This is a genomic window from Streptomyces canus, assembly GCF_001514145.1.
Lineage (GTDB): Bacteria > Actinomycetota > Actinomycetes > Streptomycetales > Streptomycetaceae > Streptomyces > Streptomyces canus.
Genome location: NZ_KQ948677.1, coordinates 35755 through 58928 on the forward strand (window position 1 = coordinate 35755; position 23174 = coordinate 58928).

The 23174-nt window shown below is 69.8% G+C and carries 24 protein-coding genes; 11 read left to right on the forward strand and 13 right to left on the reverse strand.

Annotation, left to right across the window (positions count from 1 at the left end; genetic code table 11):
- The first annotated feature begins 33 nt into the window (after positions 1 to 33).
- Positions 34 to 1731 (forward strand): thiamine pyrophosphate-binding protein, encoded by a 1698-nt coding sequence (locus AQJ46_RS44170; protein WP_079072719.1) that lies wholly within the window; start codon positions 34 to 36, stop codon positions 1729 to 1731.
- Positions 1732 to 1904: 173 nt separating this feature from the next.
- Positions 1905 to 2252 (forward strand): SDR family oxidoreductase, encoded by a 348-nt coding sequence (locus AQJ46_RS57855; RefSeq protein ID WP_263972908.1) that lies wholly within the window; start codon positions 1905 to 1907, stop codon positions 2250 to 2252.
- On the opposite strand, the gene AQJ46_RS44175 is transcribed toward AQJ46_RS57855, so the two are convergent.
- Complete coding sequence (locus AQJ46_RS44175; RefSeq protein WP_059211006.1) at positions 2236 to 3315, reverse strand: lipocalin family protein; 1080 nt, start codon at positions 3313 to 3315, stop codon at positions 2236 to 2238. The genes AQJ46_RS57855 and AQJ46_RS44175 overlap by 17 nt on opposite strands.
- A gap of 429 nt (positions 3316 to 3744) precedes the next feature.
- On the opposite strand from AQJ46_RS44175, the gene AQJ46_RS44180 reads away from it, so the two are divergent.
- The gene (locus AQJ46_RS44180) at positions 3745 to 4350 is read left to right on the forward strand and encodes a TetR/AcrR family transcriptional regulator (protein WP_059211007.1); all 606 of its coding nucleotides are present in this window, start codon (positions 3745 to 3747) and stop codon (positions 4348 to 4350) included.
- 5 nt (positions 4351 to 4355) lie between these two features.
- On the opposite strand, the gene AQJ46_RS44185 is transcribed toward AQJ46_RS44180, so the two are convergent.
- From AQJ46_RS44185 to AQJ46_RS44215, 7 genes are all read right to left on the reverse strand, one after another.
- Positions 4356 to 5294: a dioxygenase family protein gene (locus tag AQJ46_RS44185; protein WP_208617090.1), complete on the reverse strand. Its 939-nt coding sequence runs from the start codon at positions 5292 to 5294 to the stop codon at positions 4356 to 4358.
- A gap of 11 nt (positions 5295 to 5305) precedes the next feature.
- Entirely contained in the window at positions 5306 to 6361 is a 1056-nt protein-coding gene (locus AQJ46_RS44190; RefSeq protein WP_059211009.1) for a maleylacetate reductase, read from the reverse strand.
- Positions 6361 to 6957: a nuclear transport factor 2 family protein gene (locus AQJ46_RS44195; protein ID WP_059211010.1), complete on the reverse strand. Its 597-nt coding sequence runs from the start codon at positions 6955 to 6957 to the stop codon at positions 6361 to 6363. Before AQJ46_RS44195 ends, AQJ46_RS44190 begins: the two co-directional genes overlap by 1 nt.
- Positions 6958 to 7190: 233 nt before the next feature.
- On the reverse strand, positions 7191 to 8681 hold the full coding sequence (locus tag AQJ46_RS44200; RefSeq protein WP_059211011.1) for an aldehyde dehydrogenase: 1491 nt from the start codon (positions 8679 to 8681) through the stop codon (positions 7191 to 7193).
- Positions 8682 to 8848: 167 nt separating this feature from the next.
- The gene (locus AQJ46_RS44205; RefSeq protein ID WP_059211012.1) at positions 8849 to 9253 is read right to left on the reverse strand and encodes a nuclear transport factor 2 family protein; all 405 of its coding nucleotides are present in this window, start codon (positions 9251 to 9253) and stop codon (positions 8849 to 8851) included.
- A complete protein-coding gene (locus AQJ46_RS44210; protein WP_059211013.1) occupies positions 9250 to 10212 on the reverse strand; it encodes a PDR/VanB family oxidoreductase in 963 nt (320 codons plus the stop codon). The genes AQJ46_RS44205 and AQJ46_RS44210 overlap by 4 nt, the downstream gene beginning before the upstream one ends.
- Positions 10213 to 10221: 9 nt before the next feature.
- Positions 10222 to 11508: a Rieske 2Fe-2S domain-containing protein gene (locus tag AQJ46_RS44215; RefSeq protein WP_059211014.1), complete on the reverse strand. Its 1287-nt coding sequence runs from the start codon at positions 11506 to 11508 to the stop codon at positions 10222 to 10224.
- 265 nt (positions 11509 to 11773) lie between these two features.
- Between AQJ46_RS44215 and AQJ46_RS44220 the strand changes: the two genes are divergently transcribed.
- Positions 11774 to 12415, forward strand: coding sequence for a TetR/AcrR family transcriptional regulator (locus AQJ46_RS44220; protein WP_059211015.1), 642 nt, complete (start codon positions 11774 to 11776; stop codon positions 12413 to 12415).
- A gap of 95 nt (positions 12416 to 12510) precedes the next feature.
- A complete protein-coding gene (locus tag AQJ46_RS44225) occupies positions 12511 to 12933 on the forward strand; it encodes a GlcG/HbpS family heme-binding protein (RefSeq protein WP_059211016.1) in 423 nt (140 codons plus the stop codon).
- Positions 12934 to 13491: 558 nt separating this feature from the next.
- Here the strand turns inward: AQJ46_RS44225 and AQJ46_RS44230 are convergent.
- Positions 13492 to 13986 (reverse strand): MarR family winged helix-turn-helix transcriptional regulator, encoded by a 495-nt coding sequence (locus tag AQJ46_RS44230; protein WP_059211017.1) that lies wholly within the window; start codon positions 13984 to 13986, stop codon positions 13492 to 13494.
- A gap of 148 nt (positions 13987 to 14134) precedes the next feature.
- Between AQJ46_RS44230 and AQJ46_RS44235 the strand changes: the two genes are divergently transcribed.
- The 3 genes from AQJ46_RS44235 to AQJ46_RS44245 all read left to right on the forward strand — a co-directional run bounded on the left by AQJ46_RS44235 (position 14135) and on the right by AQJ46_RS44245 (position 16356).
- Positions 14135 to 14743, forward strand: a complete 609-nt coding sequence (locus AQJ46_RS44235; protein WP_059211018.1) for an NAD(P)-dependent oxidoreductase — start codon at positions 14135 to 14137, stop codon at positions 14741 to 14743.
- Positions 14744 to 14791: 48 nt separating this feature from the next.
- On the forward strand, positions 14792 to 15232 hold the full coding sequence (locus AQJ46_RS44240) for a DUF6069 family protein (RefSeq protein WP_059211019.1): 441 nt from the start codon (positions 14792 to 14794) through the stop codon (positions 15230 to 15232).
- A gap of 98 nt (positions 15233 to 15330) precedes the next feature.
- On the forward strand, positions 15331 to 16356 hold the full coding sequence (locus AQJ46_RS44245) for an SMP-30/gluconolactonase/LRE family protein (protein ID WP_059211020.1): 1026 nt from the start codon (positions 15331 to 15333) through the stop codon (positions 16354 to 16356).
- Positions 16357 to 16750: 394 nt separating this feature from the next.
- On the opposite strand, the gene AQJ46_RS44250 is transcribed toward AQJ46_RS44245, so the two are convergent.
- Positions 16751 to 17632: a LysR substrate-binding domain-containing protein gene (locus AQJ46_RS44250; RefSeq protein ID WP_059211021.1), complete on the reverse strand. Its 882-nt coding sequence runs from the start codon at positions 17630 to 17632 to the stop codon at positions 16751 to 16753.
- A gap of 71 nt (positions 17633 to 17703) precedes the next feature.
- Between AQJ46_RS44250 and AQJ46_RS44255 the strand changes: the two genes are divergently transcribed.
- From AQJ46_RS44255 to AQJ46_RS44265, 3 genes are read left to right on the forward strand one after another with little or no spacing between them, the layout of a single operon-like run.
- Entirely contained in the window at positions 17704 to 18909 is a 1206-nt protein-coding gene (locus tag AQJ46_RS44255) for a thiolase family protein (protein ID WP_059211022.1), read from the forward strand.
- Positions 18906 to 19601, forward strand: a complete 696-nt coding sequence (locus AQJ46_RS44260; RefSeq protein ID WP_059211023.1) for a 3-oxoacid CoA-transferase subunit A — start codon at positions 18906 to 18908, stop codon at positions 19599 to 19601. Before AQJ46_RS44255 ends, AQJ46_RS44260 begins: the two co-directional genes overlap by 4 nt.
- On the forward strand, positions 19598 to 20260 hold the full coding sequence (locus AQJ46_RS44265; protein WP_059211024.1) for a 3-oxoacid CoA-transferase subunit B: 663 nt from the start codon (positions 19598 to 19600) through the stop codon (positions 20258 to 20260). The genes AQJ46_RS44260 and AQJ46_RS44265 overlap by 4 nt, the downstream gene beginning before the upstream one ends.
- 428 nt (positions 20261 to 20688) lie before the next feature.
- On the opposite strand, the gene AQJ46_RS44270 is transcribed toward AQJ46_RS44265, so the two are convergent.
- The 3 genes from AQJ46_RS44270 to AQJ46_RS44280 are packed head-to-tail and all read right to left on the reverse strand — an operon-like array spanning position 20689 to position 23163.
- Entirely contained in the window at positions 20689 to 21702 is a 1014-nt protein-coding gene (locus AQJ46_RS44270) for an alpha/beta hydrolase (RefSeq protein ID WP_225887579.1), read from the reverse strand.
- Positions 21692 to 22090, reverse strand: coding sequence for a metal-sulfur cluster assembly factor (locus AQJ46_RS44275; protein ID WP_059211025.1), 399 nt, complete (start codon positions 22088 to 22090; stop codon positions 21692 to 21694). Before AQJ46_RS44275 ends, AQJ46_RS44270 begins: the two co-directional genes overlap by 11 nt.
- Entirely contained in the window at positions 22087 to 23163 is a 1077-nt protein-coding gene (locus AQJ46_RS44280) for an amidohydrolase family protein (RefSeq protein ID WP_059211026.1), read from the reverse strand. The genes AQJ46_RS44275 and AQJ46_RS44280 overlap by 4 nt, the downstream gene beginning before the upstream one ends.
- Positions 23164 to 23174: the final 11 nt, after the last annotated feature.

The window sequence follows — 23174 nt, forward strand, 5'->3', positions numbered from 1 at the left end:
TCCCTGAGTACGTCCCGAAGGGCGGATCACCCAATGGCACCCGCAACCGGTAGTGGGCTCGTCGTGCGAACGCTGCAGCGAGCCGGAGTCAACGTCGCCTTCGGCCTGCCCGGAGCACATATCGACGGCATCCTCCAGGACGCCCTGGACGCCAAGCTCCGGATCGTCGACGTGCGCCACGAGATGAACGCCGGCCACGCGGCCGAGGGCTATGCGCGCGTCACCGGCAACCTGGGAGTGGCCGTCGTCACGGCCGGCGGCGGCTTCACCAACGTCCTGACCTCTGTCGCCAACGCCCATCTGGACCGAACCCCGGTCCTCTACATCGTGGGCTCCGGGCCTCTTGAGACGGACCAGGTCAACGACCAGCAGGCCGGGTTCGACCAGGTGGCGATGGCAACCCCGGTGACCAAGTTCGCGCACCGCGTCACCCGTACCGAGCTGATCCCCCGCCTGGTCGCGCAGGCGATCCGGATCGCTCAGTCGGAGCCCAAGGGGCCGGTGCTCCTCGACCTTCCCTGGGACGTCCTGCGCCAGCAGACCGACGTCGAAGAGGCCGAGGACTACCGCGTCGAGATCGACGGCAGCGGCATCGCCTCCGCCGACGGCGTCGATCGGATCGTCGAGGCGCTCAGCGCAGCCGAGCGGCCGATCGCGCTGGTCGGCAAGTCCTTCGTCACCGCCGACGCACGGGCCCGGTTGCACGAGTTCGCCGCCCGCACCGGAGTGCCCCTCTTCTCCGACTGGGAGGGTCTCGGGGCGATCGTCGGCTCCGAGCGGCACGTCGGTCTCCTCCAGAGCCTGGCCACCGTCCCCGAGGACGAGCGGCCCGATCTGGTCCTGCTGCTGGGGCTGCGCTTCGGAATGGCCACCCAGTTCGGCACGGGCAGACTGCTCCCGAAGAGCGCGCGGATCTTCCAGATCGACCCCGACGGCCGTGAACTCGGCCGTCTGCAGGAGGTCGAACTCGGCATCCAGGCCGACGCGGTCGGCTCGGTCGGCGTGCTGAACGAGCGCCTGGGCGACAACCCCGTGCCCCCCGGGCGGGACGACTGGCTGAAGACCCTGCGGGACATCTCGGCCACCCGACGATCCGCGCTCGCCGCCGAGACCGAGGAGCACGGGGACGACGCGATCCACCCCTACCTCGCGGTCCGCACGATCGCCGAGAGCGTCCCCGAGAACGCCACCGTGGTCGTCGACGGCGCCCTGACCGAGCTGTGGCTCTCCGAGACGATCGCCCTCGCCCCGCTGGCCCACTACCTCGGGCACGGCTACCTCAGCTCGATGGGAAGCAACTTCGGCGTGGCCGTCGGAGCGCAGTACGCGACCCCCGACAAGGCGACCATCCTCGTCACCGGCGACGGCGCCGTCGGCTACAGCCTCGCCGAGTTCGACACCCTCGTCCGCGCGGGACTCCCGGTCATCGTGATCGTCCTCAACAACCAGGCCTGGGGCGCCACCCTGCACACCCAGCAGTTCTTCTTCGGACAGGACCGCGTCACCAACAACCGCCTGCAGAACGGCTCCTACAGCGGCGTGGCACGAGCTCTGGGTGCGGACGGTGTCGACGTCACGGAGATCGACCAGCTCCGCCCGGCGATCGAGGCCGCCCTCGCGGCCCGCCGACCGACCTGCATCGACGTGCGCGTGAGCCTCGCGCCCATTCCGCCTGAGGAGCGCGTCCTGAACGGCGGAGCTCCGTTCGGCGGCATCGAGATCGACGCATGAACCGCCACTCCTGCCCCCCCACGAAGGAGAACCATGAACGACACGACTGACGTCGGAACCCACGATCGGACCGTCGAGGACCGGCGTCAGCGTTTCCTCGGGAAGACATGCCCCGTCACCGGCGGCAACTGGGACTGGCAGCCGCACAGGCGTTCGCGCGCGAGGGCGCAAGAGTGGTCATCATCGCGCGCGACCCCGACCAACTGAAGATCGCGAGCGGTCTGATCGGCAAGGGCACGATCGCCGTGGCAGCAGACCTCTCCTCGCCGGCCGGCATCAAGGCCGCCGTCACGGAGGTCGCCGCACAAGTCGACCACGTCGATGCCGCGTTCCTCAATGCCGGGCAGGCGGGCATCAGTCGACTCGGACGGGTCGCGACCTCTGCGGGACTTCGCGGAGTTGCTGCCGGCCTGACTCGACGCGGCCCGCCTTCCTGTCGAAGGCCGGACGAACGCTGCGGACGACCGGTCGTCCGCAGCGTTCGCCGTCGTTGCCCGTGGACCGCTACTGGCCGTTGGTGAGTTCGATGTAGGTGTTGCCGGTGACCGGGCGGTGGTCGTAGGTGCCGGTGACGGCGGCGCTGCCTTCGTAGCCGGGTCCGGGGACCGTCAGTTCCTGGTTCTTGGCGTAGACGGTGACGTTCAGCTTGGCTTGCTCGCCCGGGATGGTGACCTTCCAGCGCGTGGGGTAGCTCTTGCCGGTGGTCGGGCTGGTCCAGAGGGTGGACTCGTCGGGTGCAAGGGTCGCCTCGGCAACGGTCTGGGTGCCGTCGGGCTTCAGGATGGTCGCGAAGTCGGTCTTCTTGCCGTCGTACTTCTGGTTCCAGACGCTGATCTTGTCGCCGTTGGACAGGTTGAGGTTCATCCAGGACCAGGAGGCGCGGCCCGTGCTGATGTCGGGGAGGGGTCCCCACTGGCGGTCCACCCAGGACTGCCCGCGGACCTTCTCGGCGCGGCCGCCCAGGGTCAGGGTCCCGGAGGTGTCCACGGTGGGCAGGGCGTACTCGTAGTTCGAGTACTGCGCGTCGCCGAACATGGGGAAGTACCCCGTTCCCATGTTGTAGAGGGTGCTTCCGCGGGGGCGGAACGTGACGTCGATGGTCCCCTCGGGGACCTTCGCGCGCAGCTTCATCTCCTTGCTGTCGCCCGTCCAGGTGATGTTGTCGGTGTGGATGTCCACGCCCTGCTTGTCGGACAGGCCCGTCGCGGGAGGCAGAGCGATCTCCGACTTCGTGTACCAGCCGGTGTCCTCGTTGACGATCGACACCCGGGAGACGGCGCCTCCTTGCTTGCCGAAGCCCGAGTTCAGGTAGTGGGCCAGGAACCCGTACCGGTGGCCCCCGGCGGTCACGTGCGCGGTCACGTACCAGGACTGGTTGGCCTGGCCGGGGTCATAGGTGAGGCCTGCGACGGGGTCGACGAGGACCGGGAGTCCGGTCTGGGTCAGTCCCTTCGCGGAGGCGGTGCGGTGCGCTGCGGTCGAGTCGGCGGCGGTCGTCGCCGTGGCCGGTCCTCCCGAGGCGAGGGTGAGTGAGGCGATGAGCGCGGACGCGATGGCGGCCGCGCCGACGGTGGTCTTACGCATGGGGACTCCTTGCGCGGAGGTTCTGCACGGATGCACAGAGGATGTGTGTACGAAACGGTTTCGTACTATCGGTGGTTACGGTTGTGCGTGGAGGGGGGCTTGTTGCATGGAGAGAGGGGTGGTCGGGAGCGTCCGCCCGATGGCGTGTGCGGCTGCCCGTAGGTGCGCCGTACGGACGGTCCGAAGTATTATCCGACAGGTGTCAGTTTATCTGGTGCCGGGCAGGTGTCAACCGGTGATCGGGCAGGGACCGCTGCAACGACTCCCGGTGAGGTGCCGACCTCGGACAATGCTCAGGCACGCAGATCCGGGCGGCTACGCTGATCCGACCGGCGGGTACGGCCCCGTACAGCCGGCTGAGGAGGACACGTGGGAGGCAGGTCGAGTACCACTCGACGCCCGGGGCGACCCAGCGGGGATTCCGCAGCGGTGCCCGCGGAGCGGGACGTCCTGCTGCGGGGCCTGGAAGCGTTCTCGGAGCTGGGATACGACCGGGCGTCGGCGCGGGAGCTCGCGCGCCGTCTCGAGGTCAGCCACACCTTCATCAACGACCGCTATGGGTCCAAGGCGGCCTTCTGGCGTGCGGTGGTGGACGCCGCGCTCGGGGAGCAGCTGACACGTATGGCGCCGGCCCCACGCGGGAGCGATGACGGGGACGTGGTGCGGCAGTTCGTCACGGAGTTCTACCGCGTCAACATCGGCGAACCGTACCTGGCCTTGCTGCTGGCAGATGAACTCGCACGGGACACGGAGCGGTTGGACTATCTCTACCAGCGTTACATCGAGCCGACGCTGGCCCTCGTCGTGCCCAGTATCGAGAGGCTGATGGCATCCGGGAGCATGGCACGGGTCCCGATGGACGTCCTGTTCTTCGCCATCATCGCTCCCGTGGCAGGACTGGTGCAGGAGCCTTTCGCCCGGCGCCTGGGCCGCCCCGAGCACCTGTCACGGACGGACCGTCTCGCCAGGGCGGAGGCCCTGGCCGGCCTGGTGGTGGCCGGCCTGCTGGCCCCGGGCGACGCGAAGCGTCGGTAGGCAGGTCATACGCCCTTGGGGGCGAGCACGATGTCGAAGCGCACCCGGCTCCACGTGCCGTCGACGACGCGGCCGTCGGGCGTCGGCGTACCGGCGGGCTGCTGCTCGAACCGCTTGATCAGTGAGTCCTTCACGCCGAAGACGGTGTCCTTGCGGCCGATCGGGTCGCCCTCGGGGAAGATGTGCGTCACCAGCGTGCGGGCCCCTTCGTGGGACACCATGAAGTGCAGGTGGCTGGCGCGCAGCGGTGAGCGGCCGACCGCTTCCAGCATCTTGCCGACGGGTCCGTCGTCGGGGATGGGGTACGGCGTCGGGGTGAGGCCCCAGAAGCGGTAGCTGCCGTCGGCCGCGGAGAAGAGGTGGGCCCGGCCGGCGCGTTTGCCGGCCTCGTACTGCACGTCGTACAGCCCGTCCTCGTCGGCCTCCCAGACCTCGATGAGCGCGCCGGCGAGCGGGGTGCCGTCGGTGTCGGTGACGGTGCCCTCGACCCAGCAGGGCTCGCCGGGGGCGCCGAAGGCCAGGTCGTCGCCGAGTTCGATGGCGGGGGAGTCCTCGACGAAGAACGGCCCGAAGACGGTGGCCTCGGTCGCGCCCTTGTAGGCCTGGTTGTTGACGTTGATGGTCTGCATGCTCGCGCCGAGGGTGTCGGAGAGCAGGATGAACTCCTGCCGGACCTCGTCGGTGATGTGGCCGGCCTTGGTGAGGAAGTCGATCGCCGTCCCCCACTCCTCCTCGGTCAGCCGGACCTCGCGGATGAAGGAGTGCAGGTGCTTGACCAGGGAGGTCATGAGTTCCTGCAGCCGCGGATCCTGGCACGCGTCGAAGGAGGCCAGGACGTTGTCGACGAGCTGCTGCTCGACCGCCTGCTGCTCCGGCGACACCTCGCGGTAGATGGTGCCGTGGGCCCCGGCCTGGGCCGAGCCGGGGTTGACATAGGTAGCCATGACGGCCTCCTTCAGTTGATCGGGTCGCCGGCCCACGCCGCCTTGAGCAGCGCGGTCAGGTTCGCGTCGGTGACGGGGGCCGGGTTGTTGTCGGGGATCGCCTTCATGATCGAACCCAGCGCCTTGGCGATGCCGTCCTCGGGCATGCCGTAGTCGCGCAGTGCCCTCGGCGCGTCGAGGGCACTGCGCAGGGTGGCCAGGCCGGCGCCGGCCTTCTGGGAGCCGAATGCCTGGGCGATACGGGACTCCGCCTCGGGAGCGTGCGGGGCGTTGAAGGCCAGCACGTAGGGCAGCACGACCGCGTGGGTCTGTGCGTGCGGGAGGTTGAACATGCCGCCGAGGACGTGGCAGATCTTGTGATGCATCCCGGAGCCGGCCGAGGCGAACGCGACGGCGGCGAGGTAGGCGCCGTACAGCGTCTGCTCGATGCCCTCGACGCCGGTCGAGTCGTCGGCCACCGCCGGCAGACCGGTCGCGAGTGCGCGGATGCCCTCCTGCGCCAGTGCCCGGTCGATCGGGTCGGCACGCGGTCCCCACATCGAGTCCACGCAGTGCGCCATCGCGTTCAGGCCGCTGGCGACGGTCATCTCGCCGGGCAGGGAGGTGAGCAGACCGGCGTCGTAGACGACCGAGGCGGGCAGCACCTTGTCGTCCACGCCGGTCGTCTTGGTCTCGCCTTCGGTCAGTCCCCACACGTTGGTCGCCTCGGAGCCCGCGTAGGTGGTGGGCACCGCGACGATCGGCAGCCCGGTGGTCAGCGCCACCGCCTTGGCCAGCCCCGTGGTCGAGCCACCGCCGACACTGACCAGGACGTCCGCTCCCGCGTCTGCCGCCGCCCGGAGGGCTCGCGCCGCGACCTCGACCGGTACGTGCATCACGACCTCCTCGTGACGCAGGACGACCGGGATCTCCTTGGCGATCGGGTCGGCCAGTTCCTTCTCGCGGTCCGACGCGATCAACATGACCTTGGAGCCGCCGAGTGCCTCGACCTCCGCCGCCACGGCGGCGGGTGACTCCCCGGCCGCGAAGACCACCCGCTGGGGAAGGGTCGCGTGGGTGAACTTCATCAGGCCTCCACCAGCCATTGCTTGCCTTCGCCGTAGAGCTCCTCGACGGCTGGGCCGGTGAGGCCGGGAAGCCCGTCCTTCACCGTGAAACCCGCCTTGGTCTGCAGGTAGGCCAAGTGCCGGTAGCCGGTCGGGAACCGGTCCAGGAGTTCCGGGTCCAAGGTGAGCGAGGCGGCGGGGTCCACGACGTCGAGCCGGTCCTTCTCGTAGATCGGCTGCCTGCGCACCAGGGTCCAGTGACCCTCGTGGCGGGAGAGGAAGTCGTAGAAGCGGCCGGTGCACAGGACATCGACCTCGACACCGTCGACGCTCGCGCGCTGATTGATCGTCATCTTCGTCTGGGCGATGGCTCGGTCGCCGACGATGTCCGCGGTGTGGCCGCCCAGGAAGTGCAGGATGCTGACGCCGTTCTCGAAGCCCTCGCGGCTGGCCTTGATGAAGTCGGTGGCGCTGCCCTGGAACCAGGTGGCGCTCATCCAGCCGTCACGCGGATGCCAGACCGTGGCGAAGCGGCCCCAGTCCCCGGCGTCGCGCCACAGCGCCCAGTTCTCGATGAGCCGCCGTATCTCGTGGCGGTCGTTGTCGGCCTGCGACATTTTGACTCCTCGGAGGGGTGGAGATGCTGGTACAGGGGCTCGTCAGACGGACCGGAAGAACTCCTCCAGCTCTCGGTCGAGCCGCTGGGATGCCTCTGTTTCTCGGGCGTCCGCCAGCCATGCCGCTCCCACCGCCGGGCTGAAGGCCGCGGCAAGGCACCACAGGCAGGGGAGCACGGACCGGAGGCGCGGCGCACGCCGTGTCACGTGCGCAGTACGACCTCGTCGCATCCTCAGATGGGGTAGTGGCGTGATCCCGACTGGATGGTGATCCAGCGCAACTCGGTGAACTCCTCCAGTGCGGCGCGGGACCCGAACCGGCCCCAGCCGCTGGCGCCGACACCGCCGAAGGGCATCTGGGGTTCGTCGTGCACGGTGGCGCCGTTGATGTGGCAGATGCCGGACCTGATCCGGCGGGCCACGTCGAGGGCGGCGGCCGCGTCCCTGCCGAAGACCGCGGCGGAGAGTCCGTACTCGGTGTCGTTGGCGACCGCGACGGCCTCGTCGGTCGAATCCACCTCGATGATCGAGACCACCGGTCCGAAGGACTCCTCGCTGTAGACGCGCATGTCCGGAGTAACCCCGCGCAGCACGGTGGGCTGCACGAACAGGCCGTCGGCCGTGCCACCGGCCAGGACCTGCGCGCCCTTGGCGCGGGCGTCCTCGATCAACGCGACCACGTGGTCGCGGGCGGCGCCGTGGACCAGCGGACCGATCTGTGAGGTGGGATCGCTCGGGGGGCCGACGACCAGCTTGGAAGCACGCTCGGCCAGACGGGAGGAGAGCTCGTCGGCGACAGTTCTGTCGACGATGACGCGCTCGGTCGACATACAGATCTCGCCCTGGTTCATGAAGGCACCGAAGCTGGCCGCGGCGGCGGCCTCTTCCAGATCTGCGTCGGGAAGCACCAGGAAAGGCGCCTTGCCGCCGAGTTCGAGGACCACACGGGTCAGGTGGCGACCGCCGAGCTCGCCGATGACACGGCCGACCCTGCTGGATCCGGTGAAGTTCACGCGCGTCACGGCGGGGTGGGCGATCAGAGCCTCGACGACGCTCGGGCCGTCCTTGGGGGCGTTGCTGATGAGGTTGACCGCTCCGGCGGGCACGCCGGCGTCGTGCAGCACCTGCACGATGGCGGCCTGGGTGAGCGGCGTCTGCTCGGAGGACTTGAGGACCACGGTGTTGCCCCACACCAGCGGCCACACGATGGCGCGTACGCCGAGGATCAGCGGTGCGTTCCACGGTGCGATGCCGACGACGACGCCGACCGGCTGACGTACGCCGAGGGCGGTGAGGCCGGGCACGTCCGACGGGATGACCTCGCCGACGGCCGCGTACGCCTGGGCTGCCGCCTCGACGAACATGCCCTTCGCGACATGCACGTTGAAGCCGCACCAGGGCAGAGTGGCACCCATCTCGCGGCTCATCGTGGCCACGATCTCGTCGGTGCGCTCGCCGAGCAGGACGGCCGCACGCTCCAGAACCGACCGCCGTGCGGCCGGCGGAAGGGCCGACCACTCCGGAAGGACCGCCGCCGCCGCGTCCACCGCGTGGTTGACATCCTCGACGGAGGCCGCGGCGACCCGTGCGATCGGTTCGCCGGTCAGGGCCTCGGTTGTCTCGAAGTAGCGGCCGTCCTTGGCCGCGACGTGCTCACCCGCGATGAAGAGGTCACTGGTGCGGACCGCGCCGGATGTGGGTGCCGTGATCTCAGTGGCTGACATGTGTTGCCTCATTTCCACAACAGCGGCGATCGCGGCATGAACCATGTATGTCGATCGCCGCAGGAACCATGTACCTCGAACTCTCCATGACCGGCGGCACGCCCTGAACCCTCCTGTCCATTCATCGAACAGCGGCGTGAGGGTCGTGCCGCCGGCCTTGCGGGACGTCAGACCGGCGGAAACCGCCTGCCCATGACCATGTGCGCCAGGCGCCAGCCCTCCGCGGTCTCCTCCCAGACCTTCGTCACGGTCTCCTGCATCGGGAACGGCGGGAGGTTCTCGTCGAGGACGGTGTACATATCGTGGAAGCACGTGGTGATCGCGGTGTTGCCACGCACAGTGATCTCGAGCTCCGTGGCCTTCGCGGAGACGGAGCGGCGGCGGGCCACATGAAAACGGGCCCAGGTCTCCCGGTCGTCGACCATTCCGACCGGGCCATGGACGACGCGGCTGTCCTCGAGCATGAGGGGGATCAACGCTTCTTCGCCCTCGACGAGAGCCACGAGCCATGCGGCCTCTGCCTGCTCGATCGCCTGGACGGCGTCGGTGGTTGCGTTGGACGTGGTGGTCATAGGTCCAGCTCCAGAATCGGTGAATGTGCTCGCGAGGAGCACGTGGTGAACATGCCGTCGGCGCGCTCACGATCGGTCAGGATGTCGTCGCGGTGGTCGGGTTCTCCGGCGAGTACGCGCACGATGCACTCACCGCAGATTCCCTGCTGGCAGGAGTAGGGGGCGTCGACGCCGTTGGCGAGCAGGACGTCGAGAACGCTCTCGCCGTCCCTGATCTCGTACTCGCCGCCGGCCTTGGCGAGCCGCACTGTGAAAGTCCCGCCGGCCGCGTGCGCGGCGGTGTCCTCCACGGGCGCGAAGCGCTCCTTGTGGATCGCTTCGGAGGGCCATCCCGCTCCGAGTGCGGAGGAGATCACGAAGTCCATGAAGCCCCCGGGACCGCAGACGTAGAGCGCCGTTTCGGGGTCGGGGCCGCCGACGTCGGTGGCGGTGCTGAATCGCTGGTCAGCCGGTCCGTCGTCGAAGTGGAGCCGAACACGGGGGTTGCGCTCCAACTCCTCGACGAACGCCGAATCCGCCCGGCTCCGGCCGCAGTAGTGCAACTCGTACTCCGCGTCCCTGGCTTCGAGCGCGTGCGCCATCGCCAGCAGGGGAGTGACACCGATACCGCCGGCCACCAGCAGATGGCGACGTGCCTCGTCCGAGACCCCGAACCTGTTGCGCGGACGTGAGATCCGCAGCCTGTCGCCCTCACGGAGCTGGTGCATCCCCAGCGAGCCGCCGCGCGAGGCCGCCTCGGCCAACACGGCCAGCCGATAGCGGGTGCGGTCGTGCGGCGGCCCGCACAGGGAGTACTGACGGACCAGCCCGGCGGCACTGTCCACGAGGACGTCGACATGGGCACCGGCGGCGAACTCCGGGAGCTCGGCTCCGTCGCGACCGACCAGGTCGAGCACCACGATCCGGGCGGTCGCGTCGCGCCGGGCGACCACGATGGTGTCGAACCACTCGTTGCTCATGGTTCTGGCTCAGACGGCGGCGGCCGCGGCGTCGTCGCCTGCCGGGCGCTTGCCGAGGGTGAAGAGGCCGGTCTCGACGCGGTGGACCTCCGACGGGTCGCGGACGATGTTGATCGGGTCGCGCCCGGCCTCGACGTCGTCGGCCATCGAGAGAAGCATGCGACGCAGCATGACGACGCCGCGGTCCCCGGTGGCCAGGGTCTCCTCGGAGTCCAGGGTGATCGCTCCCTGTGAGCCCTGGGCCTCCGTGTCGCCGGGGAACTTCTGGCGCTCCTCGTCGGTCAGCTCGTGGTTCTGCTTGCCGTTCTGCGTGATGCCGATGACGAAGCGGACCATGCGCTCGGGGTCGTTCGTGCGGATCGAGAAGAAGACGCGGTGGCTGGTGTCGTCGGAGGGCACGACCCACAGCAGCTGGTCCGACCGTCCGTCGGGCGTGGGCTTCACGTAGTCCGGCAGGCCGAAGACGTTGGGCAGGTGCTGATCGACCGCGAAGCCGTACTCGGTGACCTCGCCGTCCTCGCCCTCCATCTCGAACCGCTGGGTGTATTTCACGCCGTGGTCGGTGCGCTCGTACGTCAGGCGCTCGGCGATGGTGGCCGGGTCGAAGAAGTTCTCGGGGTAGCCGAAGGTGCCGGTGCCCAGCATCTGGTAGCCGCTGTGCGTGGAGTGGAGCCAGGTGACGTGCGTCGGGTCGGCGGAGTTCTCGTAGATGTTGAGCCAGCTGAAGTCCGTCGGCATGCCGAGGACTGCCGCGTGCGGGACCGGCCAGCTGGCGAAGTACTTCTCGTCCTCGGCGGGGTCCTCCAGCGCGTCGTAGCGGGGGAGTTCGGGCTTGAGCTCGGGCGGGCCCATGTAGACGAAGACCAGGCCGTAGCGCTCGGCTACGGGGTACCACGGCTGACGGGCGGCGTCGCGCCTGCGTCCCAGGCCCGGCTCGCAGGCCTGCTCGATGCAGCGGCCCTGGACGTCGAACTTCCAGCCGTGGTAGCAGCAGCGGATGCCGTCGTCCTCGACACGGCCGTAGAAGAGGCTGGCGCCACGGTGGGTGCAGCGCTCGATCACGACACCGGGGTTGCCCTGTCCGTCCCGGAACACGACCAGGTCCTCGCCCAGTACGCGGGTCTTCTGCGGCAGGGCGCCGGCGACGAGCGTTTCCGAGCTGGCGATCGGGTGCCAGTAGCGGCGCAGCGCCTCGCCCATGGGAGTTCCGGGCCCGACCTCGCGCAGCCGGGCGTTGTACGAGGGCTTCGGGCGACCGTAGGCCGTGCCGGTGTCGACTTCTGACGTGGTGGTCATCGTGCTGTCTCCCGTGCGGCTCGGGCGCACAGCCAGTGGCGCGCGCAGGGCAGGGGAGACCACCTGCGAGGGCACCGCCATGTGCGACTCGAATAGGATTGTTAATTCACATTCGCATTTCACTTCGCCGTGCGTCAAGAGTCACGTTCAGTGCTCCCTCGGACCGGGAGGGGTGGCCCGATGGCGGCCTCGGTCGCGGGTCGGTCGGGCATGTTGCCGTCCATGCCCGAGGTGTATGGCCCCTGGCTGCCTTTACGCTGGGGCGGTGAGTACCGAACCGACACTCGACCTGCCCCCGGCGCAGCAGGCGCGCAGCCGGCTGACTCAGCAGCGGATCCTGGAGGCGGGTACGGCCCTCCTCGAAGAGGGCGGTACCGAGGCGCTCACTGTCGCCGCTGTTGCTTCTCGGGCGGGCGTCTCGGTGGGCAGCGTCTATCGGCGGTTCGGTGACAAGGACCGCCTGCTCGCGGCGCTGCAGCACGACATGATCGACCAGTTTCGCGCCGACATCATTCACCGCTTCGCTCCACTGCGCACGGATCCGACCGCGCTGGTCGCCTCGGCGGTCACCGGGCTCACCGAGACGTATCGGGCGCATGAGCGTCTGATGCGCGTCTTTCTGGCCGCGGGCGCCACCGATGCCGCCGTGGCTCGGGTCGGGTCCGAGGCCGCCATGGACGCCAAGCGTGTCTTCCGGCAGTTCTTGGAGCCGATCGTGCCGGTGATCGATGCGCCGGAGCCGGAGTTGCGCCTGGACGTCGTCTATCGCTTGATCTATGGGGCCTGTCAGAACCGCGTGCTGTATGGCGAACTGTTCGAGTCCGACCGGCCGCTGACGTGGTGCCAGCTCTCCGACGAGCTCGTGGGGGTCGCCTGCCTGTACCTCCTCGGCGTACCGGCGCAGTGAGCTCGGGGCCCGTGATGTGAATGCGAGGATCGCTTCACATTTTCGCCGGGCGGCGACATACTGGGCGCTCGGTCGTCGAGGAAAGGACCCGCTCCATGCGAGAGCCGCTCAGCTATGAGATCGCGCACGGCGCCGCACTGGCCGCTCTCGAAGCTGGAAGGGCCGACGGGCACAAGGTGTGTGCTGTCGTGGTCAACCGAAGTGGCGTCACGAAGGTCCTTCTCAGCGACGACGGCGTTGGCCTCCTCGGCGTGGAGACCGCGCGACGCAAGGCCTACACGTCGGCCGTGAGTGGCGTCCCCACGGCCAAGTTCGCCGCATTCGCCGCGTCCCCGCAGATGCAGGTGGCGCCTCCCCACCTGGTCGATGCCAACCTTCTGCCGGTCGCCGGCGGCGTGCCGATCGTGACGGTCGACGGGGAGGTCATCGGTGCGATTGGCGTGGGCGGGGCGGACGACGTCACCGACGACCGCATCGCGCAGCAGGCTCGTGATTCCGTCGCGAAGATCGTTGCGTAGGTCGTTGCCTGGGGCCTGCCCCCTGGTCGGTGCGGCGGCTGGGCTGAGCGTCGCTGCCGTCGTCGCGACCCTGTGCGGCTGATCTCCGGTTCCGGTCGGCGTGACCTCGCATTGCTCGCCCGCCGCTCCCGGGAACCTTGACCCGGTTCGATGCGATGACGACGCTGCTCAAGCGGCAGGGTGAGCTGGAGTTCGCTGTCGAAGCACGTGTGTAGGACTCATGCCGAGGCCGGACGCAGTGGCGATCGTGACTCGCGCTTTGTCGCATGAGGCGGCGGCTCTCCCTGTTTTCGGGTCGGAGCCGGTCGCGGATCGGCCGTCTGGACTCCGGCGCGACGCCGGCCCCGCGGCCTGGCGCCTTCCGGGCGGCTGTGCATCTCGTTGGGCGACGCCGTTGCCCGGGGGTGTTCGATATGCGCGAGAAGCGAAAGTAGTGAGAAGCGCCGGCAGCCGGCCGTACGAGCCGGCTTGTCTTTGTGTTCGCTCCGCGAGGCGCGCCGGCTTCGGGGAGTCGGCGTGCCTGAGCCCACGGGTGGGCGCCCGGCCGGTGTGAGGGGCTCAGCCGCGGTCGCCGTCGCTGTGGTCGGGGTCGATGGCGTGCAGGATGCGCCGGCCGATGTGGGAGAGCTGTTTGACCTGCGCCTTGGTCAACGGGTCGAACACCAGGCGGCGCACTTCGGCGACGTGGCCGGGAGCGGCGCTGACGATCTTCTCGTATCCCTCGTCGGTCAGGGTGGCCAGGGTGTAGCGGCCGTCGGCCGGATCGGGGCGGCGATGGGCGTACCCCTTGCGTTCGAGACGGGCCACGACCTGAGAAAGACGGGAAAGCGAGCCCTCGGCGTACGCGGCGAGCGCGCTCATGCGCAGTTCCCGCTGCGGCGACTCCGACAGTGCCGCCATCACGCCGTACTCGAAGTGCGTCAGCCCTTCGTCGCGCAGTTGCGTGTCGAGTGCGTGTTCCAGGCGCCGCATGACGCCCATCAAGCCGAGCCAGGCGCGGCGCTCCTCCTCGTCAAGCCAGCGGGGCGCCACGTCAGTGGGGGTGTTCGTCATGCCCTCCAATGTACCGATGCTTCATGCTTGAAGTGAATCCACCTCCTCTTCACTTGAAGCTTGAAGTCATTGCGGCTAGTTTTGAGTTAACGCTTGAAGTGACTGCCCGGGTGTTCCGTGCAGCATCGAAGCCTTGAGGAGTCCTCCCGTGAAGCTGCTCGTACTCGGTGCCACCGGTGCCACCGGGCGCCTGGTCGTCGACCGGGCCCTGGCAGCGGGCCACACCGTGCGTGCGCTCGTCCGCTCACCCCAGAAGCTGGACGCCCGGCCCGGCCTCGACGTGGTTGCCGGGCAGGCGACCGACGTCGGTGACGTCACGCAGGCCATGTCGGGCGTGGGCGCGGTGATCGGTACGCTCGGCGCCGCCGGCGGAACCGTCATCACCGACGCCACGCAGGCCGTCATAGCCGGTGACGCCACCACCGGCGTCACCCGGCTCGTGGAGCTCTCCTCCTTCGCCGTGCTGCGCGAGCGCCTGAGCGCGCCCGCCAAGCTCATGTCCAGCACGGCCATGGGCGCCATGGTCAAGGACAAGGCTGCCGCCGAGGACGCGCTGCGTGCCAGCGACCTCGACTACACCCTCGTCCACGCCGTCCGCCTCACGAACGGCCCCGCCACAGGCGTCACCAAGCTGCTGCCCGAGTCGGCCACCCTGCGCATGGGGGACACGATCAGCCGTGCCGACGTCGCCGCCTGGATGCTCACCGCGCTCACCGACACGACCACCAGCCGCCGCTCTGTCGTCATCGCCGGCTGACCCGACCCGTTTTCCCTGCCGCCTCCCCACCCGATCTGGAGAATCACCATGAGCCACCAGCTCGCCACCCGCCCGGCCCGCCCCGGCGGTCTCGTCGTCGCAGGCGGTCTGATCGGTACCGCTGTCGTGGCGGTCGCCGTCAACGCCGTCGTCGCCGCGATAGCTCACGCCGCCGGCGCCTCGGACGACTTCGAGGCCCTCCAACTGCCTGCCTACGCCGTCCTCACCGTTTTCGGAGTCTTGGCTGCCGCTGCCGCCTGGGCGATCATCCGCGCGCGCTCGGCGGACCCGGCCCGGCTGCTGCGCACCCTGGTGCCCGTCGTCCTGATCGTCAGCCTGATCCCGGACATCATGGTCGGCGTCTCCGACAGTCGGCCCGGCACCAGTTGGGGTGCCGTCATCGCCTTGATGGTCATGCACGTCGTCGTCGCCGTCATCGCCGTCCCTGCTTACCGGCGGCTCCTGCCCCTCCCCGCCACCCAGGGCTGACCACCCAACATGCCGGGGCGACTGTCCCGGTCCCCCCTTCATGTCCCACTTCCCGCGCAGGCACATCTGCGTCCTCTCGAGAAGAGTGCGAAGCCCACATGGAAATCTCCGTAGCGGTCCCCACGGCAACCCTCCTGAAGAAGCGGTCCGGACGTGCGGCGTTGATCGCCGCGGCGGCCGTCCTGGTCTCGGCGCCGTACGCGTCCGCGGCGACGGAGCAGCCGTCCCCGAAACCGGTCGTCACCGATGTGAAGGCCCTCGCCGCACTCGACTTCACCGCCGGCGACTCCCCGGAGAACATCACTGTCAACCCGGACAACTCGCTGACCGTCTCCACGCTGGGCGGGCACACTGCGGCGGGAGAGCACCCGGCACTGTTGCGGATCGACCCGTCCGGGCGCAGCACGGTGATCGTGGCAGGACAACAGGGCGACGCATTCAGCGGCATCACGCGCGACCACGACGGCACCACCTATTACAACGTGGTCTCTGATGACGCCTCCCGAGCCGGCATATGGAAGCTGCCCCCGGGCGGCGCCCCTCGCCGCGTCGCCGCTCTGCCCACCGACGGACTCCCCAACGGCCTGGCCCTCGACCCCGCCGGGCGCACCCTGTACGTGGCCGACAGCAACAAAGGCACGGTCTGGGCCGTCCCGGCCTCCGGCGGAAAGGCGACCGCCTGGCTGACCGACCCCGCCCTCGCGCCCGACCCGTCCGTCCCGTTCGGCGCGAACGGGCTCCGCTTCCACAGAGGCGCCGTCTGGGTCTCCAACAGCGCGCAGGGCACCCTGCTGCGCATCCCGGTCACCGCCACCGGAGCCCCGGGCCGGATCCACACCGTGACCAGCGGCCTCACCAGCGTCGACGACTTCAACTTCCTCAACGACCGCACCGACGTGCTGTTCGCCGCGCAGAACGGCCTCAACCAGGTCGCGGTCGTCCACCCCGACGGGACCACCGAGACCGTCCTGACCGCCTCGGACGGCCTCGCTTCACCCACCTCCGTCGCGGTACGCGGAAACCGGCTCTACATCACCAACGCCGGTTTCGCCGAGCCCCACGACGCGAAGGTGCAGCGCGCAAGGATCAACCCCGCCGTACTGAACTGCGGCCCGGCCTCCTGAACCTGCCGCTGCCGGGATCCGCAGCAGTGCCTGCTGCGGATCCCGGCAACCAGGTCAGCCGAATTGAATGATCACAATGAACGGCCGGAAGTGACCGGGATCCGATCGAAGATGGTGCTCGTACAGGTCCACCCGGCCGCTCCGTCAGCGACGTGCTGACCCCTTCAGACGCCGATCCGGGCCCAGACTCTTCGAGCTGCCCGACGAGACCGTGGCGAGCACCGGCCAACTTGCTGGTGTGGATGAGTTTCCGCGCAGGCCTGGCCCGGCAATGCGCGACTGCTTTGCGACGGCAGCTCCGCAGGCCGGCGCGCACAGGGCTCACCGAGTCACCCCACGCCGCCAGGTAGGATCGCCGCGCCGAGCGGGGCCCACCCCGGCGTCGGTGAACGTCTCAGAACATCGCCCGGATGATTCCCACGGTGCGCGCCAGGTGCGGCTCGGAGCGGTCCGCGCGGTGGGCCACTGCCAGTTCCACGCGTGCGTCGGCCCCGGTCAGCGGTCGGTAGGCGACGCCGTCGAGCGCCAGCGCGGTCACGGGTTCGGGCACGACGGCGACGCCGAGGCCGCCGGCCACGAGCGTGACCAGCGTCGAGGTCTCGCCGACCTCGTGGCGGATGTGCGGCTCGACGCCCGCGTCGCGCAGCAGCCCCAGCACCACGTCGTACATCACCGACCGGCGGTCGGCGGAGTGCACGATCAGGTCGGCACCGGCCAGGTCCGCCGCCCGCAGCCGTTTCCTGCGGGCGAGCGGGTGGTCGGCCGGTACGGCGACGACGAGCCGGTCCCGACGCAGTGTGTGCACGGTGAGGGAGAGGTCGGCGGCCACAGGGCGCAGCAGTGCGACGTCGATCGCGCCGGTGCGCAGCGCCGCGACCTGGTCGGGCGCGAGCATCTCGCCGCGGAAGGAGAAGTCGACGCCGGGAAGCTCCTCCGTGAGCCGCCGCGAGAGCGCGGGCAGAACGCTGTACGTCGCCGAGCCCACGCAACCGATCGCCAGGTGGCCCACCGAGCCGGCGGCGACGAGCCGTGCGTGCTGGGCGGCCTCGTCGACGTCGGCGAGGATCGCGCGCGCCCGCTCCAGGTAGGCCCGGCCGGCCTCGGTGAGGTCGACGCGGCGTGTGGTGCGGTGGAGCAGCTGTACGCCGAGCTCGGTTTCGAGCTGGCGGATCTGCTGGGACAGCGGCGGCTGGGCCATGTGGAGCCGCTCGGCGGCACGACCGAAGTGGCGCTCCTCGGCCACCGCCACGAAGTACCGCAGGTGGCGCAGATCCATATGTCGTCCATATCAATCGGCTCGGATATGCGTACTTCAGAATATCGCGGCCGGGGATTAGCGTCGCTGCCATGAGTGCTTTCCTGTACGCCGCGACACGCACGCCGTTCGGCCGCTTCAACGGCGCGCTGGCCGGGGTGCGCCCCGACGACCTCGCCGCCGCCGCGATCACCTCGACGCTCGCCCGGGTGCCGGGCCTCGACCCCGCCGCCATCGACGACGTGGTGTGGGGCAACGCCAACGGCGCCGGTGAGGACAACCGCAACATCGGCCGCATGGCGGCGCTGCTCGCCGGGCTCCCGGTGAGCGTGCCCGGCACCACCGTCAACCGGCTGTGCGGGTCGAGCCTCGACGCGGCGATGACGGCGAGCCGCACGATCGAGTCCGGCGACGCCGAGGTGGTGCTGACCGGCGGCGTGGAGTCCATGACACGTGCGCCGTGGGTGCTGCCGAAGTCGGCGAAGCCGTTCCCGGCCGGCGATGTCACCGCGGTCTCCACCACGCTCGGCTGGCGGCTGGTCAACCCACGGATGCCGAAGGAGTGGACGGTCAGCCTCGGCGAGGCCAACGAACAGCTCCAGGAGCGCTTCGGCATCCCCCGCGAACGGCAGGACGAGTTCGCCGCCCGCTCCCACCAACTCGCCCACGCAGCTTGGGAATCGGGCTTCTACGACGACCTGGTGACACCGGTCGAGGGCGCCGACCTGGCCCGCGACGAGGGCATCCGGGCCGGATCCACGCCGGAGGTGCTGGCCGGACTGCGGCCCGTCTTCCGTACGGCGGAGCAGGGCGGCACCATCACCGCGGGCAACGCCAGCCCGCTCAACGACGGTGCCTCCGCGGTGCTGTTGGGCAGCGAGAAGGCCGCGGCCACGATCGGGGCCGACCCGATCGCCCGCATCGCAGGGCGCGGTGTGATGGCGCTGGAGCCGCAGGCCTTCGGCTACGCCCCGGTCGAGGCCGCCAACCGTGCGCTGGCCCGGGCCGGGATCGGCTGGGACCAGGTGGGCGCGGTCGAGCTCAATGAGGCCTTCGCCGTGCAGTCGCTGGCCTGCGTCGACGCGTGGAAGATCGACCCCGCCATCGTCAACCAGAAGGGCGGCGCCATCGCGATCGGGCATCCGCTGGGCGCCTCGGGCGGCCGCGTCCTCGCCACGCTGGCCAAGGTGCTGCGCGAGACGGGGCAGCGCTACGGCGTCGCCGCGATCTGCATCGGGGTCGGTCAGGGCCTGGCCGTCGTGCTCGAGAACTGCGCTGTCACGGGGGCGGACCGATGAGCCGCGCGGAGATCCTCGAAAGCACCGACGCGGCGGTCGCCGGGATCGAGGACGGCTCCACGATCCTCGTCGGCGGCTTCGGCCTGGCCGGGATGCCGTTCGATCTGATCGACGCGCTCATCCGGCAGGGCGCGAACGACCTCACGATCGTGTCCAACAACGCCGGAAACGGTGACGTCGGGCTGGCCGCGCTGCTGGCCGCCGGCCGGGTGCGCAAGGTGCTGTGCTCGTTTCCGCGTCAGGCCGACTCCTGGGTCTTCGACGGCCTCTACCGCGAGGGGAAGATCGAGCTCGAGGTGGTGCCGCAGGGCAACCTCGCCGAGCGGATGCGCGCCGCCGGTGCCGGCATCGGCGCCTTCTACTGCCCGACCGCGGTCGGCACACCGCTGGCCGAAGGTAAGGAGGAGCGCGAGATCGACGGCCGCAGGTACCTGCTGGAATACCCCATCAAGGGCGACTACGCGCTGATCGGCGCGCACGTCGCGGACGCGATGGGCAACCTCGTCTACCGGAAGACCGCCCGCAACTTCGGACCGGTCATGGCCACGGCCGCCACGACGACCATCGTCCAGGTCGACGAGGTCGTCGAGCCCGGCAAGCTCGACCCCGAGGCCGTCGTCACCCCGTCCATCTACGTCGACCGGATCGTCCAGGTCGAGGCCCGCCGCTACACCGTCCAGGGGGCACGATGACCATCACGCCAAACGATCAGGTGCGCGCCGACCACCTGCTCTCGATGGACGAACTGGCCGCCGTCATCGCACGCGACATTCCGTCCGGCGCCTTCGTCAACCTCGGCATCGGGCAGCCCACCAAGATCGCCGACCATCTGCCGGCCGGCTCCGGGGTGGTGCTGCACACCGAGAACGGCATGCTCAACATGGGCCCGAAGGCCGAGGGCGACGCGGTCGACCCCGACCTGACCAACGCCGGCAAGGTCCCGGTGACCGAACTGCCGGGAGCGGCGTACTTCCACCACGCCGACTCCTTCGCCATGATGCGCGGCGGGCACCTCGACGTCTGCGTCCTCGGGGCCTACCAGGTCGCCTTCGACGGCGACCTCGCCAACTGGACCACCGGCAAACCCGAGGACATCCCCGCCGTCGGCGGCGCCATGGACCTCGCCATCGGCGCCAAGGACGTCTACGTGATGATGACGCTCTTCACCCGCTCCGGCGAACCGAAGCTCGTGCCACGGTGCACCTACCCGCTCACCGGCGTCGGCTGCGTCAGCCGCGTCTACACCGACCACGGCGTCTTCGACGTCGGCCCCGACGGCGTACGGATCCGGGAGACGTACGGCGTCAGCGCCCACGAGCTCGCGGAACGACTCGGCATCCAGCTGTCGTAGACCGCTTTCTTGCCGCACCGCCCGGACTGTGCCGGGTTCCGGCGGAAGGCGATCACCCGGCTGGCCGGCCGCCACCGCTCTCCCGGCCGCTGAACAGTGTCAACCAGGTCGGGGTCGTCCACTCCGACGGGAGCACCGAGACCGTCCTGACCGCCTTGCTTCACCCACCTCGGTCGCGGTACGCGGAGACCCGGCTCCGCCGTACTGGACTGCGGTCCTGTTCTGGGTGACCGCGAGTGTCGGGCGGGGTCGCCGGACCCCGACCCTTGTCACGTGCCGCGAAAAGTGGACAACGCCGAGCAGTAACGGGACAGCGCGTCGGCACGAGACGCCTGGAGTGACGATGAGGCGCACGGTGCCGTGAGTCGGAGGTGAGTCACGGAGGTGGCAGTGGACCGCGGCCGATGTCGTCGTAGCGCCGTGGCGTGTCAGGTGTTCCAGGGGTCCGTTCGCAGGTGGCGGTCGAAGAAGCGCTCGATCAGCTGGGGGGTCAGCCGCACGGAGCCCTCGGCGTCCGGGAAGTGGGAGGACCGCACCGTGGCCGTCCTGGGGTTCAGTTCCCAGGCGCCGGTGTTGAGGAGGCCGTGGTCGGCGCCGTGCACCAGCAGCAGATGGGACTCGGCGCCCGCGGCGACCAGGGTGTCGTGGAGGCGGCGGCTCTGGGCGGGGCCGATGAGCAGGTCGGCGTCGCCGTGCAGGAGGAGCACGGGCGGTACCCGCGGGTGGGCCTGCCGGGCCGGGCTGGCCTCGACTGCGGCGGCGGCATGGTTCGACGGCGGGCCGCCCAGCAGACCCCACGCCGGATCGGAGCGATCCACGCCCAGCATTCCACCGGGCAGCGCGTCCTCATCGAGCCGGAGCAGGTCGGTCGGGGGATAGCCCGCCACCACCGCGCGTACGCCGGGTGCCGCGGGGGAGCCTTCGGCGTCGGTGGCGAAGGCCGTGAGCAGGGCGAGGTGTGCGCCGGACGAGCTGCCCCACAGGCCGATCGACGCCGGGTCCAGGCCGTGGGTGTCCGCGAGGTCGTGCAGGTGGTTCAACGCGGCCTGGACGTCGTGCAGTTGCGCGGGCCAGACGGCGACCTCGGAGGAGCGGTACTCGATGTCCGCCATGGCGTATCCGCGTTCGGCGAAGAGCCGGGGCAAGTGGGGTCCGTAGCCCCGGCGTTGATGCCGCCAGCCGCCACCCGGCAGCCATACGATCACGGGGGTGGGGGCCGTCGAGGACGTCGTGGGCAGGTACAGATCCATCCGCAGGTCCGCGCCCGGTGCCGCGCCGTACGCGACGTCGCGCACCACCCGGACGGGAGTCGGGTCGACCTTCTCGGGCGGTAGCGGTGCCTGGCTGAGCCCTTCCATGAAGCGGCCCATGACGGCGGCGTTGTTCCCCGCCACGTCCGTCAGGTCCACGGTGTGCGGCTGCTGTGGGGATTCACTGGTCACCTGCTGGTCCTGTCCTGGTCATGGCGAGAAGGGGGAGGGCACGACGCTTGTGTTCACGGTGTTCGTCGAGCCGTTGCCGGTAGTGCGGTGCGAGCCTGTCCGGAGTCCAGTCGAAGTCGTCCGCCAGCCGCACGTCCACCGCGGACACTCCGGTCAGAGCCGTGAGCCGGACCTGGGCCTCGGTCGCGAACGAGCCGATGAGCACGCAGCTTGGCTCGGTCACGCCGACGGTGACCGCGATGCGCTGACCGCCGGCGCCGTCGTCCTGTACACGAACGTCACCGACGAGTCCCATGTCGTCGAGTCCGGCGGGGACTCCCGCGGTGATGCTGCACGGATCGACGATCTCGTTGAGCGTCGCGCGGACCTGGGCTTCCGTGACCGTCATCGGGCACCCGCCAGTACCTCGTCGACCGGGGCGACCCGTCCGCCCCACGGCTCCTGGAGTTCGGTGGTGTCGAACTCGTCGCCGCGGATGCGTGCGCGGAGGTCCTTCTCGTCGATGCCGTGCATCCGCAGGAAGTTGCGGCCGAGGATGTCGGCCCTGATCTCCTTGGTGAGCTCGGGCATCCCGTACTCCTCGATCAGGTCACGGGGCATCTCGAAGTTCCAGAACGCCTCGATCGCCGGCCGGGGGTGGACGGCGTCGCAGCCGGTCGCCCAGATGATCCGCTCGGCGGCACCGGCCTGCAGGAAGGCACCCATCGCCTGGGCGAAGCGGCGGGGCGCGTAGACCGCCATGAACGACGTGGCCTCCAGGTTGACCCATATGTTGCGGAAGGACTCCAGCTGAAGGGCCGTCTCCTCGACGAAGGCCATGCCGCCGTGGACGACTTCGAAGGTGAGGTCGGGGAAGGCCAGCGCGGCGGCTTCCACGTCGCTCATCCCGAGGGCGGAGGTCGGACCGGGCCCGACCGGGAGGGCCTTGTGGATGGCCACGACCTTCAGACCGTGCTGCCGGGCCCGCTCCAGCAGCGGGAAGCAGACCTCCGGGTCACCCATGTCCAGCGCGGTCACCCGGCCCTCGACGACGTCGATCGGATAGAGCTTGAGGGCGTTGACGCGGTGCTTCTCCACCAGCTCGTCCACCCGGTCCAGGGCGCCGGGGCGCAGCGGGGACACCGCGCCGTAGATGAGCACGCGCTCCGGCCACTTCTCGCGCATCTCCAGGCCGACGCTCAGCGCCGAGCCCCCGTCCCGGAAGTGGCCGTAGATGGGCGTCTCGTGGTAGGCGATCACATCGGTCTGGCTCTCCGCGAGCAGGGCCCGGCCGATGATGTCCGCGCCCGCTCCCTGCATGTAGGTGGAGCGCTCGAGGGTGTACTCGGGGCCGCTGACCCGCTTGTGCAGGCCGTAGAGGTGCTCGGCGATGGCCGCCCCGATGTGCGGGTTGACGCAGTTCTCGGGCCGGAAGTTGTAGTTGTGGGCCACGCCCTCGACGACGAGGAAGTCCTCGATCACGGTCGTTCTCC

Bases quoted from the DNA above. Each gene is read 5' to 3' on its own strand.
- AQJ46_RS44170 (WP_079072719.1), top strand. From the start codon at position 34: ATGGCACCCGCAACCGGTAGTGGGCTCGTCGTGCGAACGCTGCAGCGA.
- AQJ46_RS44175 (WP_059211006.1), bottom strand. From the start codon at position 3,315: ATGCGTAAGACCACCGTCGGCGCGGCCGCCATCGCGTCCGCGCTCATC.
- AQJ46_RS44185 (WP_208617090.1), bottom strand. From the start codon at position 5,294: ATGGCTACCTATGTCAACCCCGGCTCGGCCCAGGCCGGGGCCCACGGC.
- AQJ46_RS44190 (WP_059211009.1), bottom strand. From the start codon at position 6,361: ATGAAGTTCACCCACGCGACCCTTCCCCAGCGGGTGGTCTTCGCGGCC.
- AQJ46_RS44195 (WP_059211010.1), bottom strand. From the start codon at position 6,957: ATGTCGCAGGCCGACAACGACCGCCACGAGATACGGCGGCTCATCGAG.
- AQJ46_RS44200 (WP_059211011.1), bottom strand. From the start codon at position 8,681: ATGTCAGCCACTGAGATCACGGCACCCACATCCGGCGCGGTCCGCACC.
- AQJ46_RS44205 (WP_059211012.1), bottom strand. From the start codon at position 9,253: ATGACCACCACGTCCAACGCAACCACCGACGCCGTCCAGGCGATCGAG.
- AQJ46_RS44210 (WP_059211013.1), bottom strand. From the start codon at position 10,212: ATGAGCAACGAGTGGTTCGACACCATCGTGGTCGCCCGGCGCGACGCG.
- AQJ46_RS44215 (WP_059211014.1), bottom strand. From the start codon at position 11,508: ATGACCACCACGTCAGAAGTCGACACCGGCACGGCCTACGGTCGCCCG.
- AQJ46_RS44225 (WP_059211016.1), top strand. From the start codon at position 12,511: ATGCGAGAGCCGCTCAGCTATGAGATCGCGCACGGCGCCGCACTGGCC.
- AQJ46_RS44230 (WP_059211017.1), bottom strand. From the start codon at position 13,986: ATGACGAACACCCCCACTGACGTGGCGCCCCGCTGGCTTGACGAGGAG.
- AQJ46_RS44240 (WP_059211019.1), top strand. From the start codon at position 14,792: ATGAGCCACCAGCTCGCCACCCGCCCGGCCCGCCCCGGCGGTCTCGTC.
- AQJ46_RS44245 (WP_059211020.1), top strand. From the start codon at position 15,331: ATGGAAATCTCCGTAGCGGTCCCCACGGCAACCCTCCTGAAGAAGCGG.
- AQJ46_RS44250 (WP_059211021.1), bottom strand. From the start codon at position 17,632: ATGGATCTGCGCCACCTGCGGTACTTCGTGGCGGTGGCCGAGGAGCGC.
- AQJ46_RS44255 (WP_059211022.1), top strand. From the start codon at position 17,704: ATGAGTGCTTTCCTGTACGCCGCGACACGCACGCCGTTCGGCCGCTTC.
- AQJ46_RS44260 (WP_059211023.1), top strand. From the start codon at position 18,906: ATGAGCCGCGCGGAGATCCTCGAAAGCACCGACGCGGCGGTCGCCGGG.
- AQJ46_RS44265 (WP_059211024.1), top strand. From the start codon at position 19,598: ATGACCATCACGCCAAACGATCAGGTGCGCGCCGACCACCTGCTCTCG.
- AQJ46_RS44275 (WP_059211025.1), bottom strand. From the start codon at position 22,090: ATGACGGTCACGGAAGCCCAGGTCCGCGCGACGCTCAACGAGATCGTC.